This is a genomic window from Roseobacter fucihabitans (assembly GCF_014337925.2).
Classification (GTDB): domain Bacteria; phylum Pseudomonadota; class Alphaproteobacteria; order Rhodobacterales; family Rhodobacteraceae; genus Roseobacter; species Roseobacter fucihabitans.
The window spans coordinates 4,009,885-4,026,910 of sequence record NZ_CP143423.1; the positions used below are offsets into that span (position 1 = coordinate 4,009,885).

The following is a 17,026-nucleotide window of genomic DNA, read 5'->3' on the forward strand; positions in this document are numbered from 1 at the left end:
GCCGCCGCAACCCCGGCTCATTACATGTCAACGCGTGTCACCGGGATCAGACCACGGAGCGAATTCCCGATCAAAAGGGCGTTTTGCGAAGCCTTCAAATCCGGTTCACAAATGCGCCGCTCTTGTGCCTGCCCGGACGTGATCAAAGACTGGCGTAAAATACCCGGAAGGGCTCCCGCCGCCAGGGGAGGCGTGAACATTTGCCCGGACATGCGCAAAAAGACATTTGTGATGGTTCCTTCACAAACCTCTCGCTTGGTATTCAGAAATATCCACTCATCAATCCCGGCTGGCAGGCTGACGCGGGCGACATCGGGAACCTCGCGACGGTTTGTTTTATGCGCCCGCCAGATCTCGGTTTCATCCACCCGGTCTTTATGTATCGCAACCCTCCAAAGGTCCTTGTCACCCGGCAGATCGAAATACGCGATCTTTGGTATCGCCTGGTTTTCTGTCACTGAAATACGGACGCGGACCGCATGATCAGGTGCCGCGTCCTTAAGCACCTGACGCAGGTGATTTTCACACAGCCGCAGATTGAAAAACCTGCGACTTCTGGTCAGGCGCGCAAGATGAAGTTCCAGCCGAACATGCCCGGTATTGCGTTCAAATCTCAGTGTTTCAAACACCTCCAGTGGGGCTTGTGACGTCATCAGCGGTGCTTTCCTTCGATCTCGAAAAACCCTTTCACCGAAAAATCCCGCCGCCCAAAATTCCGGGCTTTGGCAGCAACGGTTTTAACCACGGTCACGTTGAAGGGGGGCCGGATTTGCCAGCGCCATTATACGCACGAAATTGCCGCCAGAAAATGATTTGGACCGCGAGAACCATGCCGATTCTTGGAGTTTCCCGCTGGTCAGGAAATAATCTGCCCGAACCGGGACCAATTGATCCGATGTGACCCAAAGATGGATTTTGGCATAGGTCGACATGCGCTTGGTTGCCTAAAGCTCCAGCTTTTCAATGGAACCGCCCGCTGTGCGGAACCCGACGTTGGCGGGTGGCCCGGCTGGCGCTGCACGCGCGGAGCGGCTGACGATCTTGTAACTGCCATTAAACGTCAACCGTCCGATATCGCCGAAATTCGCGTCCCCGACCAGGCGTTGCAACGGGCTGATCCGCACAGGGCGGCTGGTGGAGGGGATGTAGAGATAGAAGGAGGTGTGGATTCACCGTGTCTGAAAGCTCGTCGGTTAGTCTTGGAGCCAATGATCATGTGCGGTCAGGTGTCCGGCCTCATTGATGCCGCAACACATGGCGGCGGGCCTTTATGGAGATACGCTCGTCGGTTCCCAATCACTTATGCGGTCTGCAACGACCAACCTTATATTCTGGGTTTTCCGAATGATCTCGAGATCTGTGTTTCGTAGGCATCTTGGGCAAATCGTCGGTCAGCGGATGTAGCGACTTTCAAAAAGCGCCCACTGCAAGCATCACCAGCCTACCAAAATGACCGCAGCTTTGTTATGGACGCGACATGTCAATAAACGTGCCAACCCAAGAACAAGCCCGACTTGAGATCAAAAAATTCTGCCAAAGTATGATGGAGAGTGATATTCGTTTCATCGACGGCACTTACCGTGATAAGCGCTAGTGATACAGAGGCTGCGTACAGCACTCTAAAACTTCCTGATATAAACATGATGTCTCCCCTGACTTTATCGCCGCAAAGAACCAAGTGTGGTGCGTTGCGGCCTCCCCGCGAGGGTAAAAACGAAGTCATCGATAAACAATCAAAACCATTGCATTCATGTGACGCTATTTGCAAACTATAGACGACATCTGCTTACAAAATTGGAAGCAGGGCCATGCAAAACCATCTGCCCGAGAACCTCAAGCTGTTATGTAGCTACTGCCCATCCGTATCATATGTCTGCCGGTCAATTGGCATCTCACGCCAACAATTTACCAAATATCTGTCAGGAAAGGGTTCGCCTTCACTGAGCAGCCTTCGCAAAATATCAGACTTCTTTGGCGTTGAAGAATCTGAACTCTTAATGCCCTCAGTTGAATTCAAGGAACTGATCGCATTGCGCCCCCCCCTCGATCGGCGCTGCCTTGCCAACGCAAGATTTCATTTCATCCAGCGTTTACAGTCGGTCGCAGTCACGGCGCGAAATCAAACCCTTTCTTGGCTACTATTATTCGTATTTCATCATAGGTGACATGCCAGACAGGATCGTGCGGGCGCTGGTCCACATCTACGAGCATCGCGGGGCGGTTCTGACCCAAAATTTTGAGCGGTATCCAGATCACAACGACAAAGCGGCCAAAGTCAGTAAATTTGATGGTGTCGCACTCTACAATGCCGAACGCCTTTTTATCTATGAGAAAGAGAAGTTGGCCGGTACGCGCATCTGGCAAACAGTTGTCTATGCAACGGATCTGCAGTCATCGAAATACCTCTCGGGACTGACCATGGGGATCGCCACAAAAACTGTTCGCGACATCGCATGTTACCGCGTCATTTACAATTTTCTTGGCTGCGAAATCGACCTGCGGACCGGTCTGTCAGGTTGTGGAACATTCCCTTTGGATTGCTCTGAAATTCCAAAATACATCCGAGATCGCGTAACCAATCAAATGCACCTTGGCGATACGGCATTTAGACCGAGCAGTGATGTCATGTGATCAAACAGGTTACTTGAGGCTAGCCGCGGCTAAGGGTTCTGCATATTCGAGTTCGCCCCGTGACCGGGATCACCAACCAGATCGGCGGTTGCACCTCCCAGCGCGATTTCGCCGCTGGCTTCTTTTGAATGTGTTATTCAAAACCGCAACGATAAACATGACATACCGCCATCCAGCTTGGCGCATTCCGTATTGCTGATCTCAACCACTTCATACCCCGCTTTGCGCAGCTTTTCTGCTGTGCGCGGAAAGCCTGCGGGGGAAAGCACGTATTGATTAAACCGGATGCTGTTCGCCGCGGCCTCTTCGCCCTCGGCCACATGAATGACACGGTAGCCGTCAAAGCAACCCGATGCATCCAACCGTTGGGTGGATAGGATCGTTTCGGCGTCCAAAAGCGAGCAATCGGTTTTAAAATGCAACACACCGGGAGGGGTGAAAACTTCGCGCAGTGTGTGACCCCATTCGGTCATGATCGCGGACAGTTCAGCAACACCCTCAGCATCGGTACGATCAGAACGCCCCACCAGAACTTCGCGGCCGGTTACAAGGATGTCGCCGCCTTCAATATGCCCTGGCCCTTTGATCTGGCGTACGTCGTCGTAAGCCGCGCGCAGGGTAGGTGCCATCTCGGCCACTTCACCCATCCGGCTGGGCGCACCGGGCCGCATAAGCACGGCCCCCTGCGGCAGACAAAGGGCTGTATCCTCAACAAAAACACCGTCTGGATAACCGTCCAGCGGTGGCAATTCTATCACTTCAGCACCGGTTTTTTGCAACGTGGCTACGTAAGCCGCGTGTGCCGTCAGCATCTTATCCAGATCAGGGGTTCCAAGATCTTTGGCACGCAGCCCATCGACAATGCTGGACGAAGGACGGCGAGTGATGGCTCGGGAAAATTCGAAGCTGGGATTGGTCATGCATGGCTCGTTTCGTTGTTTTGGAGGTAGATGTGTAGGGGTCTGATTGCGCGAAAGGGTCATCGTCAGGAGCTGCCAACGCAAGCTTTGACGGACAGGCAATCACAATCACGCTAAGCCTGCAACAAAAGAGCGCTGCGTCTGTGTGGTGAACAAGCAACCGTCTTGCCTAATTCGCAAAAGCGGGCTTAGCTATGTCCTGAACGACAAGGAAACCTGATGGCAATCGCAGAATCGGCCACCGATACGTACGCAATATCCGAAGTGCACGACGAGGCGATCCGGGTCACTGATTTGCATAAATCCTTTGGCACGCTTGAGGTGTTAAAAGGTGTTTCGATGACGGCCCATAAGGGTGACGTGGTTGCAATCATCGGTGGGAGCGGGTCCGGTAAATCGACCTTTCTGCGCTGCATCAACTTTCTTGAGACGCCCAGCTCTGGTCGTATTGCTGTGAATGGTGAAGAGATCGAGATGCGGGCGGATGGATCACCCGTCGATCGCCGCCAGATCGAACGTATCCGCACGCGGCTTGGCATGGTCTTTCAGGCGTTCAACCTTTGGACCCATCGCACATTGCTGGAAAATGTGATCGAGGTGCCAATCTATGTGCTGAAAATGCCTCGTGCCGAGGCGACTGCGCGGGCCAAAGTCTTGCTGGACCGGGTTGGCTTGGGCGACAAGGCGGATATTTTCCCATCGTTCCTTTCGGGTGGCCAACAACAGCGCGCCGCCATTGCGCGTGCCTTGGCCGTTGATCCCAGTGTGATGCTGTTTGATGAGCCCACCAGTGCGTTAGACCCTGAGCTGGTAGGCGAAGTTTTGACCGTTATGCGTGATCTCGCCGCTGAGGGGCGCACGATGTTATTGGTCACGCACGAGATGAAATTTGCACGCGAGGTGGCAAGCCACGTTGTGTATCTGTTCGAAGGCCAGATCGAAGAACAGGGGCCGCCGGCAGAGTTGTTCGGCAATCCAAAATCCGCCCGTCTGAAGCAATTCCTGCAAACAGTCGGCTAAGAAACCAAAATGGGAGAAGACCAATGACATTCAAGAAACTCGTGATCGCGAGCGTGACAACGGCTGTTCTGGCAACAGGTGCCGCCATCGCTGAAGAAGTGAAGATCGGCATCGCAGCAGAACCCTACCCGCCATTTGCCTCACTGAATGCATCGGGTGAATGGGTAGGTTGGGAAGTCGAAGTCATCGACGCTGTATGCGCGGCCGCAAAACTTGATTGCGCGATCACACCAGTGGCTTGGGACGGCATAATCCCTTCGCTCATGGGCCAGCAAATTGACGCCCTGATGGCCTCCATGTCGATCACCGAAGAGCGCCAGAAAACTATCGACTTCAGTGACCCGTACTACAACACCCCAGCCGTAATTGTGGCGGACAAGTCCATGGATATTGACGCGACACCAGAATCCTTGGCGGGTAAGATCATCGGCATCCAAGCGTCAACGATCCACCAGGCCTATGCCAATGCTTACTTTGGTGACGCTGCTGAAATTCGCGTCTATCAGACGCAGGATGAGGCCAACCAAGACCTTGTTTCGGGCCGCATCGACGCGACCCAAGCTGACAGCATTGCGATGGCTGACTTTGTCGCGACAGATGCCGGTGGCTGCTGCGAAATCAAGGGCCCCGTTGCCAATGACGAAGCGATCCTTGGCCGCGGTGTTGGCGCTGGTGTGCGCAAAGGTGACGATGCGCTTCGCGAAAAGCTGAACGCTGGGATTGCTGCGATTTTGGCTGATGGCACTCATGCGGAAATCACGTCGCGGTACTTCACCACCAGCATCTACAGCGAATAATATTGCGTGGTTCTGATCCTCGAAACACTTGGTTTGAGCGAGAGCATTGCACTGCTTTCGCTTGAACCTCCCGGTTGGGGCGGAAACCTGTTGCGCGGGCTTGTGAACTCGTTGCAGATTGCACTCGGGGCCTTCGGCTTTGGCCTGCTGATCGGATTGTTCGGGGCATATGGAAAACTATATGGCGGGGTGGTCGTGCGCGATCTCCTTGCCATTTACACCACTGTGATCAGGGCCGTGCCAGAGTTGGTGCTGATCCTGATCCTCTATTATGTCGGCACTGATCTGATTAACCAAGCCGCGCAGGCCATGGGATATGGGCGCGTCGAAATCAGTGGCGTCGTGGCGGGAATCGCAGTGCTTGGTATCGTTCAGGGTGCCTATTCCACCGAAGTATTACGCGGTGCCATTCAAGCCATACCCGCCGGACAGATCGAGGCTGCGCGCGCCTTTGGTATGCCGCCCCTCATGTTAATGCGCCGTGTCACGATCCCTGCGATGATGGCTTTTGCAACACCCGGATTGGCCAATCTGTGGCTGATTGCCACCAAAGACACCGCGCTTCTGGCCATCGTCGGCTTTAGCGAACTCACCCTTGAGACCCGTCAGGCGGCCGCGAGCACGCGGGCCTATTTCACCTTTTTCCTCGCCGCAGGTGCGCTGTATCTTATGGTGACGCTTTGCTCGGGGTCGGTGTTTGCCCGCATTGAAAAATGGGCGCGACGCGGACAACCCTCACTGCGCAGTGGTGAGCGATAATGACCGTGCGTGAGTTGATGCAACCGCACCGTATTGTGCTCATGGCGCTGTTCGCCGGGTTGGTCCTGTGGTGCGCGGTTTCCCTGCGTTGGGATTGGATTCCAGAATACACACGCCTCGCGATCGAAGGGATGTGGCGCACCATCTGGATCATGGTTGTCACAACGGTTTTGGGTTTCTTGTTGGCGGTCCCGCTGGGCCTCGCGCAAGCAGTGGGACCCTGGTATCTGTCCGCGCCCGCACGCGCGTTCTGCACGGTCATTCGTGGCACACCGTTGCTGTTGCAAATCTGGCTGCTCTATTATGGTCTCGGCTCGCTTTTTCCACAAATACCTTGGATCAGAAGTAGCGAGTTGTGGCCCTATCTACGCCAAGCATGGCCCTATGCGGTGCTTGCCCTGACCTTGTCCTTTGCGGGCTATGAAGGCGAAGTCATGCGCGGTGCCTTTGCCAGCGTGAACAAAGGTCAGCTTGAGGCCGCGAACGCCTTTGGCATGCCGCGTTTCACAATGTTCCGCAGGATCTGGTTGCCACAGGCCATCCGCAACGTCCTGCCCACTCTCGGAGGTGAGACGATCCTTCAACTCAAGGCGACACCGCTCGTGGCGACCATCACTGTGGTCGAGATTTATTCGGTTTCATCGCGCGTGCGCTCGGACACGTTTATCGTTTATGAACCGTTGCTACTGCTGGCTGTCTTTTACATGATCATCGCGGGGTTGATAACATTGATGTTCCGTCGCTTTGAGAACAGCGTCCCGAACCGATAGGCAGCCCAGACAGGTTGTCATCTGTAACGGCCCGTACCTAAGCAAACTTTCTAGCCACTCCGATCTAAGTGTTTTTGGCACAAACATGAAAACAACAATTTTTATGCTCAATGCTCAGTTTTCTACTTTTTATAATATCTACGTCAGCAGGCTAATTTGCTTAGCATATCCTGGCTCAGACAGCGATACCCTTCTGCTCGATGTGCAGGCGGATCTGCTTGACGCGTTGAATACACGCATGATCGTGCCTCTGATCGCGATCAGCAAAGCACCGGTCCCGGCAAAACGACTTAATCCGGGTTCGTGATCGACGGCAATGAATATGTCATGGTGACACACTTCATGGCGGACGTACCCAGGTCGATCCTGGGGGACCCGCAGACCAGCCTGAAAGATAGATTTAATGATATCACAACGGCGATTAATATACTGATACAGGGGTTCTGAAGTCGATGAATTTAGCCCTCTCTATTCTACGCAAGACTATTCAATTGACCCGGTCTTTGTCAGGCAACTCGCTGCCTCACCGATTTTTCGTCAAGATTTCATTATCTCATACCCCATGATTCTCCTTCACATCCGCCCATTCAATACCAACAGCTCTAGTATGGCTCCGACCCGTCGCCGTTATTCCAGACCAACTTGTCGTCCTCACTGTCGCCGCCCTGAACAATGTCTTTGCCGGGGCCACCAACGATCTTGTCATCACCGAACAGGCCAAAAACGATGTCATCGCCGTCCTTGACGTTGATGTTGTCGTTACCAAACGAGCCGAAAACAAGGTTGTTATTGATCGTTCCGTGGATAGTGCCGTTACCAAAAGTCAGGTTGAAAAAGTTAAAGCGTGACATGAGGTGTTCCTCCGAAGGGTACTAAAAAAAGGCGATTATATACTTGACAAACCCACAGGCAAAGCGTAGTTTTATCTCAACAAGTTAGAGGTTATTCCAATATCCGTTCTTTCCGCCCCTTACATGCATGACGAAGCAGCAGCGTTTGCGCACGTTGAATCCATGCTCTGGGCTGATGGTCCAGTTTGCCCGCACTGTGGTGTGGTAGATAGCGCGTACCTCCTTACAGGTGTTCGCACTAAGGCCAGCAAGAAGAACCCCGAAGGCAAAGAGCGCCACGGCCTGTGGAAGTGCCGCGAGTGCCGCAAGCAGTTCACTGTCCGCAAGGGCACGATCTTTGAAGAAAGCCACCTGCCGCTTCACTTTTGGCTGCAAGCCATTCACCTGATGGTGTCCAGCAAGAAGGGTATCAGCAGCCACCAGCTTCACCGCGTGCTGGGCATCACGTACAAGTCTGCATGGTTCCTGACACACCGCATTCGCGAGTGTATGCGTGACGGTGCGCTGGCACCATTCGGCAGCAACGGTGGCACGGTTGAGGTAGACGAAACTTTCATCGGCACAAAGCACAAGAAGGCGGAAGGCGCGCGCGGCTATGCCCACAAGAACGCGATGCTGACACTTGTAGACCGCGACACCAAACAAGCCAAGTCCATCGTAGTTGATAATATCAAGAAGGACACACTGGTGCCGATCCTGCGCGAGAACATCGCCAAGGAAGCGGTGATCTACACCGACGAGGCCAAGCAATACACGCACCTTGGCCGTGACTTTGCAGACCACGACTTCACCACGCACAGCAAGGGCGAGTACGTAAAGCGCGAGAAGCCACAGGTTCACACCAACACGGTTGAAGGCTTCTACAGTATTTTCAAGCGCGGCATGAAGGGCGTGTATCAGCACTGCGGCAAACAGCACCTTCACCGGTATGCGGCTGAGTTTGATTTTCGTTATAACAACCGCGTTGCAAACGGCGTGGACGATGTGGAGCGTGGCCAGATTGCGCTGCGCGGTGTCGTTGGCAAGCGTCTTACATATCAAGGGCCTAACGAAAAAAACGTCTAAATGATGAGGTTTCCGTTGAATAATGGCACTAAATGCGGTAGGTTCCTCGCAGAGCGATCATGCATCGAATATCCTGATGAGGTCAGGAGAGCGCCTTGAGCGTATGCTGTTACAAGCTGTAGGTGTATGGGGTTCTGCCTAGGAATTCGGTTCCAGGCTGTAAAGCCGGAAGCTTCTGATGGGGAATCATTTTCCAAACCTGTCAGTTTTGAGTTTTTCAATACGAGTTTGGCCAACTCAACCTTTGGTTTGCGGGTCAAGGTACCGTGAGTTTTTTACGGATGAGGTGACGCCTAAAATCACATCGTTTAGTTGGAGTAAGTCATCAGTTTTTGAGTCTCGCGCTTCCATCCCAGTTAATGGGCCAAAAGTGAGCCCGTAATCTTTCCCCGCACCATTGTTCAGGATTTTCTGTAGGTCTGGGATTTTGGTGGTGCTATGCCTTCTGTCGAGGCACACGAAGCAGGACGCTTGCTCACAGTATCTTGCGATAAATTGGTGGAGAATGAGCTGATAGTAGTTTTTTGAGAGCCCTAGATCACGGTCGCCATCATTATATAGATGGTGCTTCCACTTTGAGTTGTCGAATGTGGCGCAATGGAAGGCGATCATGCCGCTGTCAACCATCTCAAAATATAGATTTATCAGATCCCGATAGGCATCAACTTTCTGATTTGATACCTTGCTCCACTTTAGTTCTGCAAACATGTTATGCCGCTTCCGAAATTCGAATACCCTTTGATAAATTTGCCTAAGATTAGATGAGACAGACTGGACCTGTCGCGCTTTTGTGCCGCCCCAGGTGCTCGTTTAAGCCACTTTCCGTTCAAAAGCGTACCATTGCCCGGCAGGCGATTGCAAAGCAATCTGCCGAGAGGGGGCGGCATTATCATAGCAATTTCCTTTGCCGCTCATCGATACCTTGAAGCCATGCTGGCGCAGGACCTTCTGATAATCATGAGAACAATATTGGCTGCCGCGATCCGTGTGGTGCCCTCTCGGCAGATTACCTTGTAATCGCCTGTCGGGTAATAAATGCAGTCTTTCGGCGGTAACCGGAATGCAATCGCCATCTTCAGCGCCCTAATTGCCAGATCGCGCTTCATGCGATTACTGACGGCCCAACCAACGACGCGCCTTGAATGCAGGTCGAGGATGACAGCCAGGTACAACCAACCCTCTCGGGTCCAAACGTAGCTGATGTCACCAGCCCACTTCTGATTTGGCGCATCTGCGGTGAAGTCCCGATCCAGCAGGTTCGGCGCTATGTTGAACTTATGGTCGCTGTCCCCCTCTCAGCAGATTGCTGTGCAATCGCCTGCCGGGCAATGGTTGTGACCTTGTGTTTACGGGTCCTGACCACGGTTATTCCGTTCTGACGCATCAGACGACCAACACGACGATGGCCAACATTCAGACCGATCTCCTTCAGCTCTTCAGTCATGCGCGGTCGACCATAGCTGCCCGGGCTGAGACGGGACCGCTCCTTCCCTCTCATGTATTTTCAATACACTGCCGGGCAATGGATGTGCGCAAGCGTGACCAAGTCAGACCGCCGTCTTCGGCTGGCAGGACGGTTGCGGAATGCGCGTAGCCCGCTTGTGCTGACGCCCACAACATTGCACAACCGGTTGGCTGGGAAGCTGCACCTGTGTTCTTCCCCTCTCGTGCATTTTCAATGCACTGCCGGGCAGTGGATAAACCTAAATCTCATTGCTTTAGGCCCGCGAAGAACTGGGTGGCCCTTTTTAAGATCTCCCTCTTCTCCTTCAGGAGTCGGTTCTCCCGTCGAAGTCGATCATTCTCTTGAGCGAGGCTCAAATCCTCTTTCGACACCACGTCTGTATCTCGGTGCGCGGTGATCCATTTGTTCAGCGTCGACATCCCGACACCCAGATCGCCAGCCACCTGCTTGCGCGTCAGCCCACTGGTCAATGCGATACGCATTGCATCTTGGCGGAATTCGTCCGTTCGTTTCAGTCCCATAGTCCGTCTCCTTTGGTGCAGTAAATGCTATCAAAGGAGCGGCATCAAACCGCGACAGGTCCAGCTGCCGTGCCACCTACCAATGAGAACTTGGCTGAGGTAATGTCGCTCTCATCCGCAAAAAATGCATACCTTTGAATAGGCAGCGGAAGGAATCTGAGTTTCTTTTCAGTCATAAGGAGATTACATGCCTGACGCCGACAAGAGTCAACTAGACCGCTTCAAAGAAGCCGCCCGCGAGATCGGGACGGACGACGACGAAGCGAAGTTCAACGAGAAGCTAGGCAAGCTGGTCGCGCGTGAAAAGGTCAAATGCCTCGCCTGCGGTGGCACAGGCGTTATGCCCGTCGAAGACCGCAAGCACTTTCAAGACAGCGAAGACACGACCTGCAAAAACTGTAAAGGCGCAGGCGAAGTCTAGCCCTGCGTCACATCGGGTTTGTCAAGTATATAATCGCCAAAAAAAGGACCTCGTCAACCTGTCACTGACGTAATTCAGTGCGTCTCAAGCCGCCGAGATACCCCCTGGTCGTGGCTTGTTGAAAAACGGTTCAAAAAACGATTTTGGGATTTCACGATAACCTTGAATGTTGGGCGCGCGCGCCGTTGTGCCCGAGCAGTTTTTCACGCTCTCACTGACAAAAAAATCCGGACGCCCTAGCGCCCAGGGTATATTCCTTGAATGTTCTCTAACAAGCAGGCAAATAAACCAAGCAAGCAAACGCCACGAACTTTCTTGCCGCAACACCAGCTTAGTGTGTTACCGTCCTTCATGTAAGCGCCAAGCCAATCATCGGCCCATCCTTCGCCGTGAAGCTTGTGAAAACATGTGTTCGTGAAGGTCAGGCAATCGTGATCACCCCATGCGAAGGGCCTATCTCTCACGCTATCAAGATACGCGTTCAAGGCGCGCATCATGGCTGCCGACCCCATGCGACTTCTTTGTCAGCCAGGTCAGCAACAAAGCTGAACCCCGTGTCACCGGGGAAAAGTGCCTGCTGGCTTTCATGCGTGTACCGCTTGGCACGCGCGCGCTCCAACTCCACGAGCTTGCTGTCCACCAGCAAAGTAAATGCGCTTGTGTCGCCTGAATCCACCCCGTTCAGAGTATTCATAAGGCCGCTGAATACCTCGACAACATCGGCAACCCCGATCACCCCAAACATCACCCGGCACGCCCGGCCTTGATACGGTTCAATCAGCGCGAGTGAGACAACTTCACTGGAGATACCAGACAGTGTTATTTCAGCGCCAATCGCGGTCAGATCTCCGGCCTCGCCAAATTCGCCTATGCCAAGAAAGCCACCCGCCCCGGCGTATGTCTCACCTTCTATGGTTAGATCATTGTAACCCGTCCATATCCGCAGGGGCGACCATGAGCGGAGCACGAACAAGCGCCGCTTGCCCGCCCCAATACCGCACCAGTTGTTGGCCCACCTTAAGCGATGGAAGTCTCAAGGCTCGGTGTGGGCTGTGGAATACGAGGGCGCGCGCGTTGGTGATGTAAAGCGAGCTTTCAGCAAGGCAACAAGATCCGCCGAGCTAGAAGGCGTCACGCCGCACACGCTAAAGCACACAGCAATCACTTGGACCCTACAGGGTGGCGCTACTGTCTGGGATTGCGCAGGGTTCTTTTCGACCAGTGCAGAAACAGTAGAGCGCACTTATGGGCACCATGCTGCGGACTACCAAGAATCGGCCCTAAGAGCCGTGGAGAGACGGTGAAAATGGGTGTTTCTGTTACGCGTAACAGAAATTCTATTGCGCAAAGAATTCAAAACCCCTTGTTTATATGGTGCACCCGACAGGATTCGAACCTGTGGCCTCTGCCTTCGGAGGGCAGCGCTCTATCCAGCTGAGCTACGGGTGCATACCGTTCGCGAGATGCTTACGCCATGCTTACGCAAAATTTTCGTCGGCATGAAGAGCAAACCCGATATTCGCTCAAACCGTTGTTTAGTCACTTCTTTTTTCAACACCCTAAGACATCGCCAGATTTGACTTCCGCCCTCGGAGGGCGGCGCTCCATCCACCTGAGCTATGGGTGCCTCACAGTATCGAACTGACTGAACTGCGCTTACCGGACCTTCAACCTTATTGCATCAGAAACCAAGCCGTCTGCAAGGCGCTTTTCGCGTGATGACCTCCGAATTTTCGTTTTTCCATAGTAGGCAATAAAATTCGGAGGTCAATTTTGATGCAACTGCGCTGCAAACGCTTTTACTCGACGGCAAATACGTATGCGATCAACGCGTTGAAGGCCTGCAAATGCAAATCGCGGTTTGATAGCATAGGGCCTTCTGGCGAAAAACAGAACGTGTTGAATGTCATTGAGAACTGAGCCGGTATTTTCACCGAGATTTGACCCGCTGTTAGTTATGTATCGGTAGCTATGCTTTGGTCAATGTGGTGGCCTCCTTTGTGGTTTTCTTTGCGGCCTCTGAGCTGGTCTTGAAGCGGTAGCTGTCGTTGCCTGTTTCGAGGATGTTGCAGCGGTGGGTAAGCCGGTCGAGCAACGCTGTTGTCATCTTTGCATCCATTGCCCGGCAGTCGTTTTGTGCAGCAAAACGATGAGAGGGGCCAAAGACCTGGGCCCATTCACTGAAGCTGAGGTTGGTTGTGATGATGACACTGGTGCGCTCATAGAGCTTGCTCATAAGGTGGAACAGCAGTGCGCCGCCTGACGGGCTGAACGGCAGGTAGCCAAGCTCGTCCATTGCCCGGCAATGCATGTTTACATGCATGAGAGGGGAGGATGACCAAGTCGATTTTTGTGAGCATCTCAGCCATTCACTGACCGGCAGGGTATCGCGACGCGATGTCCCGAGAGGTTTCCCGGCCTTTCCGAGGGCCTTTTCCTGTTCCAATGCATTGACCAGTTCGACGGTGGAATAGAAGCGCACTTTGCGTCTGTGGTGCTCACCGATAGCGGTGGCAACATGGCTTTTGCCGGTTCCAGGTCCGCCAATCAGAACCACGTTTTCCGCATTCTCCCCTCTCGGCAGATTGCTTCGCAATACCCTGCCGGGCAATGTATGAACTCACTACGATGGAGTTGACGAACTGTGGCCTCATTGATGTCGCTCGACGCGCAGTCAAAACCCGTGAGGTCCTTATAGGATGGGAAGCGCGCCACCTTGGTGTGATAGGCAATGGATCGCACTTCGCGTTCCGCCATTTCCGCCTTGAGCAGTTGAGACAACATCGGGGTGGCCGCCTCAAATGCTGGAACACCTTGTGTAACCAGACCGTCAACCACTGCCCGACAGGGTATTGCGCAGCAATGCACGAAAGGGGGCATGCGCCATGTCGCACCAAAGGTGCGCAATTATAGATGCTCGCCTTTGGCGAGACGCAGCTTGAGACTGCGCAGCATGATGATAATGGAAGCTCCTGCAGGATCATGACGCATTGCGCTTGCCTCCTGCCTGTCTGAGGTCGTCATAGCGATCCACATTTGCCTTTGGGGCGGTTTCCAATGCAAGAGCATCCATTGCCCGACAGGCGATTGCAAAGCAATCTGCCGAGAGGGGGGCGGATCGATCTCTGGGTGATCTGTCTGCTTGGGATCGATCAGTCTATGCAACGGGTTCAGGATATGTGTCTTCGTCGGCACCCCAGCTTCCAGCGCCAGCTCAACTGCACGCAGGACGGCGCTTTCGTCGTGGTGTAAATGGCGCCAATCATAGATGACTTTGCCTGGCTTGCGATGGGATCGGTCAATGATGCGCTCATGTGTGCAGACGGTTTGGCCTTGAGCCACAATGACCAACCGTTCTGGGTAAACGCCTGATGTCATGGTACCCCTAATTGTTGGATGCTCGTCCCAAAAAAGTTAAGTAAATATGAGCTCTAGGCTGTATCGCTAATTACTGGACGGTTCATTCTGTGGATAAGATAAGCTCGCAGTAAACACGAAACTTACAGGGAACCGGACTTCTTGAGTGATAGATCGCTAAATCAGAAATTGGACAAAATGAGCGAAGCGATATTTGCACTGGATGCGGTTTCAAACCCTTGCGCACTGCTGGACAACAGATAGGTTTGTCTCAGGTTGTCCAGCCTATCGGGCTCAAGGAATTGATCAACTTCATTGGTGCCAAAAAACGTTTCTGATCTGTCTTTTAATATCGAAAGTTGTTGATCCACATCAATACTGCCGAAACTGGATGGCAATCGGAGTGCGCCTTCAAAGGCTTGTCGCAACGGTGGTGAGGCCATGATCGAAAACCATTTGCTATCGTTGCTGGACCCCCCCTCGGCTAATTGGGTCAACTCGCGTTCGAGTGAAAGAGCCACTCGCATCGCGGGGTCACGTTCACCCACTTGGATCTCAAATTGCCTGTCAAGATAGTTCCGCGTGACCTGTTCGACAAATCCCTCGGGATAAGTCCGTGTCGTTACAGGCTCTTTGAAGTTGAAGAGATTGAACAGCGCCGAATATGGTTCGGCAGTAAGAACATTCACTGCAGAGTTTGGGTCTTCAGGGTCGGAGGTCAACACTCTCTCGACGACCTGTTTAGAAGAAAGTGTACTCGGAATTCCGTACAGGTCTCTAGACGCTTGCAATAGCGCTTCAGCATCCAGAACCTGTTCCGGGGTATCGAGCAGATTGTCATTTTCCACTGCGGCGTTAACAAATGCCTCCAACGTTCCTTGTTTGAACACAGGATCGCCTGCCGTATCGACAACAGGATCACCGAGGTCGTCCAGCACAGGCGTATTGAAGTTGAACGCGGCGGCGAACAAGGCAAACCGCTCATCCTCCAAGGTATTGGCAAAGGATGCATCATCATTCAGATCCGACTGCAAGACATCCGTCAAAAAATCTGCAGTATAGACGTCGTCCAAATCGAATATTGCGAGCGCTTCCTCAAGCATTTCGGGTTCTGCAAGCAGTTGTTCTGTTGTCGTGACGTCATCGAAAGTGCCGGAAAAAACATCAACGATGTCATCCAGCCGGCTCCGGTCTTGTTCCTTCTGAAAGAAATTGAAGGTTTCTGCAAAATCAACAAGTCTTGAATCAGGCATTCTATTTGCGAATGAATTCTCGTCCGACAGGTCCGATTCCAATACCTGCTTGAGAAAATAGGTATTGGATATATTCCCTTCCAGGCCGAACTTCTCAAGTGAGGCGCGCAACAAACCCCTGTCAGCCAACAGATCATCTGCACTCTGGAGTCCCTGCATACTCACTGTCAATTCATCAGCGCTCTGGGCCTCCAGCAGGCGCGCACCGCCTTCACCTGCAAAGTTAAAGGTTTCGGCAAAGGCAAGATATCTTTTGTCCGCCAGACGGTTTGCCAACGACCTGTCGTCTTCGAGGTCGGAATCGAGAATTCTTTTTAGGAAGGCGATGTTGCCGAGATCTTCATCCAGACCGAAGGCTCCCAGCGCGACTTTCAACAGGGTTCGGTCTTCCAGGAGTTCGTCGGAGGTCTGAACGTCTTTCATGCGCTCTGCGAATTGCGTTGTTTCACGCGTCGTCAGAGGGTTTTGCTCAAAGAGGCTTTGTTGTTGCTCGCGCGTTCGCTGCAAAAACGCATAGCCTGCAACGCCGGACCCGAAAACTGTTGGAACAAAAGTCACCACTTACCTCCATGCAATCAGAAAACTTCCAAAGTACACCTTAAACCATCTCGAGCCGACACGATGAAACCTGTGTCTTCTCCACCTGGAGCATGGTGGTACCGCAAATAAGTTAAGGTTCATTAAACTTTATCGCTCGAATGGGATGACCGTTCCGAGCCCAAACTTACATATTGCAAGCTGACGATTTCGTTGTCTCTAATGGCATGTACGCTTGTAGCCCTGAGCAGCTTGGCCCTTAAAATCGTGCGAGGAAATTTCGACATGCCACTGCGCCATACCCCTCAGCCCAGTTTTCTAAATGTGACCAATTGGGAGTATATTTGGCAATAGCTTCTGAATTCCAAAACTTTAACATACCGTCACTCGGCACTTCATCTGTTTCGGATGCGATACCAATAAAGACAATTAAATCAGGGTCATCGTCATTGAGTGCAGCATCAGAAGCAAGTATCAGTATTTGACGCGTGCCGCCAGCGCCGAAGACCTCAGCGCACAGGTTGAGGCAGATTTCGGGCAACTCGACCCGGCCTTTTGGCAAAGCACGTCAGATGTCAACGTGATCCACGCCATTTTCCCGAAATTGATCGAGTTCAAGAATAGTGAGACTTGGGATTGGGAGCTTTCCTCTGCTGAAA

The 17,026-nt window shown here is 52.9% G+C and carries 19 protein-coding genes, 1 tRNA gene and 3 pseudogenes; 10 read left to right on the forward strand and 13 right to left on the reverse strand.

Annotation, left to right across the window (positions count from 1 at the left end):
* Positions 1 to 20: 20 nt before the first annotated feature.
* From ROLI_RS19640 to ROLI_RS19645, 3 genes are all read right to left on the reverse strand, one after another.
* Complete coding sequence (locus ROLI_RS19640; RefSeq protein ID WP_187429293.1) at positions 21 to 653, reverse strand: aminotransferase class IV; 633 nt, start codon at positions 651 to 653, stop codon at positions 21 to 23.
* 84 nt (positions 654 to 737) lie between these two features.
* Entirely contained in the window at positions 738 to 932 is a 195-nt protein-coding gene (locus ROLI_RS23875) for an outer membrane lipoprotein-sorting protein (protein ID WP_187429292.1), read from the reverse strand.
* A gap of 12 nt (positions 933 to 944) precedes the next feature.
* Positions 945 to 1,109, reverse strand: a complete 165-nt coding sequence (locus tag ROLI_RS19645) for a hypothetical protein (protein ID WP_187429291.1) — start codon at positions 1,107 to 1,109, stop codon at positions 945 to 947.
* A gap of 699 nt (positions 1,110 to 1,808) precedes the next feature.
* On the opposite strand from ROLI_RS19645, the gene ROLI_RS23880 reads away from it, so the two are divergent.
* Positions 1,809 to 2,165: a helix-turn-helix transcriptional regulator gene (locus ROLI_RS23880; protein ID WP_187429290.1), complete on the forward strand. Its 357-nt coding sequence runs from the start codon at positions 1,809 to 1,811 to the stop codon at positions 2,163 to 2,165.
* The gene (locus ROLI_RS19650; protein ID WP_187429388.1) at positions 2,059 to 2,631 is read left to right on the forward strand and encodes a hypothetical protein; all 573 of its coding nucleotides are present in this window, start codon (positions 2,059 to 2,061) and stop codon (positions 2,629 to 2,631) included. Before ROLI_RS23880 ends, ROLI_RS19650 begins: the two co-directional genes overlap by 107 nt.
* 137 nt (positions 2,632 to 2,768) lie before the next feature.
* On the opposite strand, the gene ROLI_RS19655 is transcribed toward ROLI_RS19650, so the two are convergent.
* On the reverse strand, positions 2,769 to 3,551 hold the full coding sequence (locus ROLI_RS19655; RefSeq protein WP_187429289.1) for a dimethylarginine dimethylaminohydrolase family protein: 783 nt from the start codon (positions 3,549 to 3,551) through the stop codon (positions 2,769 to 2,771).
* A gap of 219 nt (positions 3,552 to 3,770) precedes the next feature.
* Here ROLI_RS19655 and ROLI_RS19660 point away from each other — a divergent pair, with 219 nt between their 5' ends.
* The 6 genes from ROLI_RS19660 (at position 3,771) to ROLI_RS19685 (ending at position 7,344) form a co-directional block, all read left to right on the forward strand.
* Positions 3,771 to 4,571: an ABC transporter ATP-binding protein gene (locus ROLI_RS19660; RefSeq protein ID WP_222869443.1), complete on the forward strand. Its 801-nt coding sequence runs from the start codon at positions 3,771 to 3,773 to the stop codon at positions 4,569 to 4,571.
* A gap of 23 nt (positions 4,572 to 4,594) precedes the next feature.
* On the forward strand, positions 4,595 to 5,368 hold the full coding sequence (locus ROLI_RS19665; protein WP_187429288.1) for a transporter substrate-binding domain-containing protein: 774 nt from the start codon (positions 4,595 to 4,597) through the stop codon (positions 5,366 to 5,368).
* A gap of 12 nt (positions 5,369 to 5,380) precedes the next feature.
* Entirely contained in the window at positions 5,381 to 6,127 is a 747-nt protein-coding gene (locus ROLI_RS19670; protein ID WP_222869447.1) for an ABC transporter permease, read from the forward strand.
* Complete coding sequence (locus tag ROLI_RS19675; protein ID WP_222869442.1) at positions 6,127 to 6,897, forward strand: ABC transporter permease; 771 nt, start codon at positions 6,127 to 6,129, stop codon at positions 6,895 to 6,897. The genes ROLI_RS19670 and ROLI_RS19675 overlap by 1 nt, the downstream gene beginning before the upstream one ends.
* Positions 6,898 to 6,982: 85 nt before the next feature.
* Positions 6,983 to 7,204, forward strand: a complete 222-nt coding sequence (locus tag ROLI_RS19680) for a CcdB family protein (RefSeq protein WP_262386439.1) — start codon at positions 6,983 to 6,985, stop codon at positions 7,202 to 7,204.
* A gap of 35 nt (positions 7,205 to 7,239) precedes the next feature.
* Positions 7,240 to 7,344: a hypothetical protein gene (locus ROLI_RS19685; protein ID WP_262386438.1), complete on the forward strand. Its 105-nt coding sequence runs from the start codon at positions 7,240 to 7,242 to the stop codon at positions 7,342 to 7,344.
* Between the two features lie 155 nt (positions 7,345 to 7,499).
* Here the strand turns inward: ROLI_RS19685 and ROLI_RS19690 are convergent, their stop codons facing one another.
* Entirely contained in the window at positions 7,500 to 7,748 is a 249-nt protein-coding gene (locus ROLI_RS19690; RefSeq protein WP_187429286.1) for a hypothetical protein, read from the reverse strand.
* Positions 7,749 to 7,847: 99 nt separating this feature from the next.
* Between ROLI_RS19690 and ROLI_RS19695 the strand changes: the two genes are divergently transcribed.
* Entirely contained in the window at positions 7,848 to 8,813 is a 966-nt protein-coding gene (locus tag ROLI_RS19695; RefSeq protein WP_187429381.1) for an IS1595 family transposase, read from the forward strand.
* A gap of 237 nt (positions 8,814 to 9,050) precedes the next feature.
* On the opposite strand, the gene ROLI_RS19700 is transcribed toward ROLI_RS19695, so the two are convergent.
* Both ROLI_RS19700 and ROLI_RS19705 read right to left on the reverse strand, forming a co-directional pair.
* Positions 9,051 to 9,521 carry a hypothetical protein gene (locus ROLI_RS19700; RefSeq protein ID WP_187429285.1) on the reverse strand — a complete coding sequence of 157 codons (471 nt, stop codon included), beginning with the start codon at positions 9,519 to 9,521 and terminating at the stop codon, positions 9,051 to 9,053.
* 171 nt (positions 9,522 to 9,692) lie between these two features.
* Positions 9,693 to 10,799 (reverse strand): annotated as a pseudogene (locus tag ROLI_RS19705) (IS3 family transposase); the annotation flags it as partial.
* Positions 10,800 to 10,986: 187 nt separating this feature from the next.
* Here ROLI_RS19705 and ROLI_RS19710 point away from each other — a divergent pair.
* Complete coding sequence (locus ROLI_RS19710; RefSeq protein ID WP_338469204.1) at positions 10,987 to 11,220, forward strand: hypothetical protein; 234 nt, start codon at positions 10,987 to 10,989, stop codon at positions 11,218 to 11,220.
* A 236-nt stretch (positions 11,221 to 11,456) separates the two neighbouring features.
* On the opposite strand, the gene ROLI_RS23995 is transcribed toward ROLI_RS19710, so the two are convergent.
* The 6 genes and pseudogenes from ROLI_RS23995 to ROLI_RS19735 form a co-directional block, all read right to left on the reverse strand.
* Positions 11,457 to 11,732, reverse strand: a complete 276-nt coding sequence (locus tag ROLI_RS23995; protein WP_405048979.1) for a DUF6950 family protein — start codon at positions 11,730 to 11,732, stop codon at positions 11,457 to 11,459.
* Entirely contained in the window at positions 11,714 to 12,187 is a 474-nt protein-coding gene (locus tag ROLI_RS19715; RefSeq protein ID WP_338469205.1) for a hypothetical protein, read from the reverse strand. Before ROLI_RS19715 ends, ROLI_RS23995 begins: the two co-directional genes overlap by 19 nt.
* A 405-nt stretch (positions 12,188 to 12,592) precedes the next feature.
* Positions 12,593 to 12,669 (reverse strand) — tRNA-Arg (locus tag ROLI_RS19720).
* Positions 12,670 to 13,189: 520 nt separating this feature from the next.
* Positions 13,190 to 14,100, reverse strand: a pseudogene (locus tag ROLI_RS19725) (ATP-binding protein).
* Positions 14,101 to 14,200: 100 nt separating this feature from the next.
* Positions 14,201 to 14,586 (reverse strand): annotated as a pseudogene (locus ROLI_RS19730) (hypothetical protein); the annotation flags it as partial.
* A 173-nt stretch (positions 14,587 to 14,759) separates the two neighbouring features.
* A complete protein-coding gene (locus tag ROLI_RS19735) occupies positions 14,760 to 16,388 on the reverse strand; it encodes a DUF1217 domain-containing protein (RefSeq protein ID WP_187429571.1) in 1,629 nt (542 codons plus the stop codon).
* Between the last annotated feature and the right edge of the window lie 638 nt (positions 16,389 to 17,026).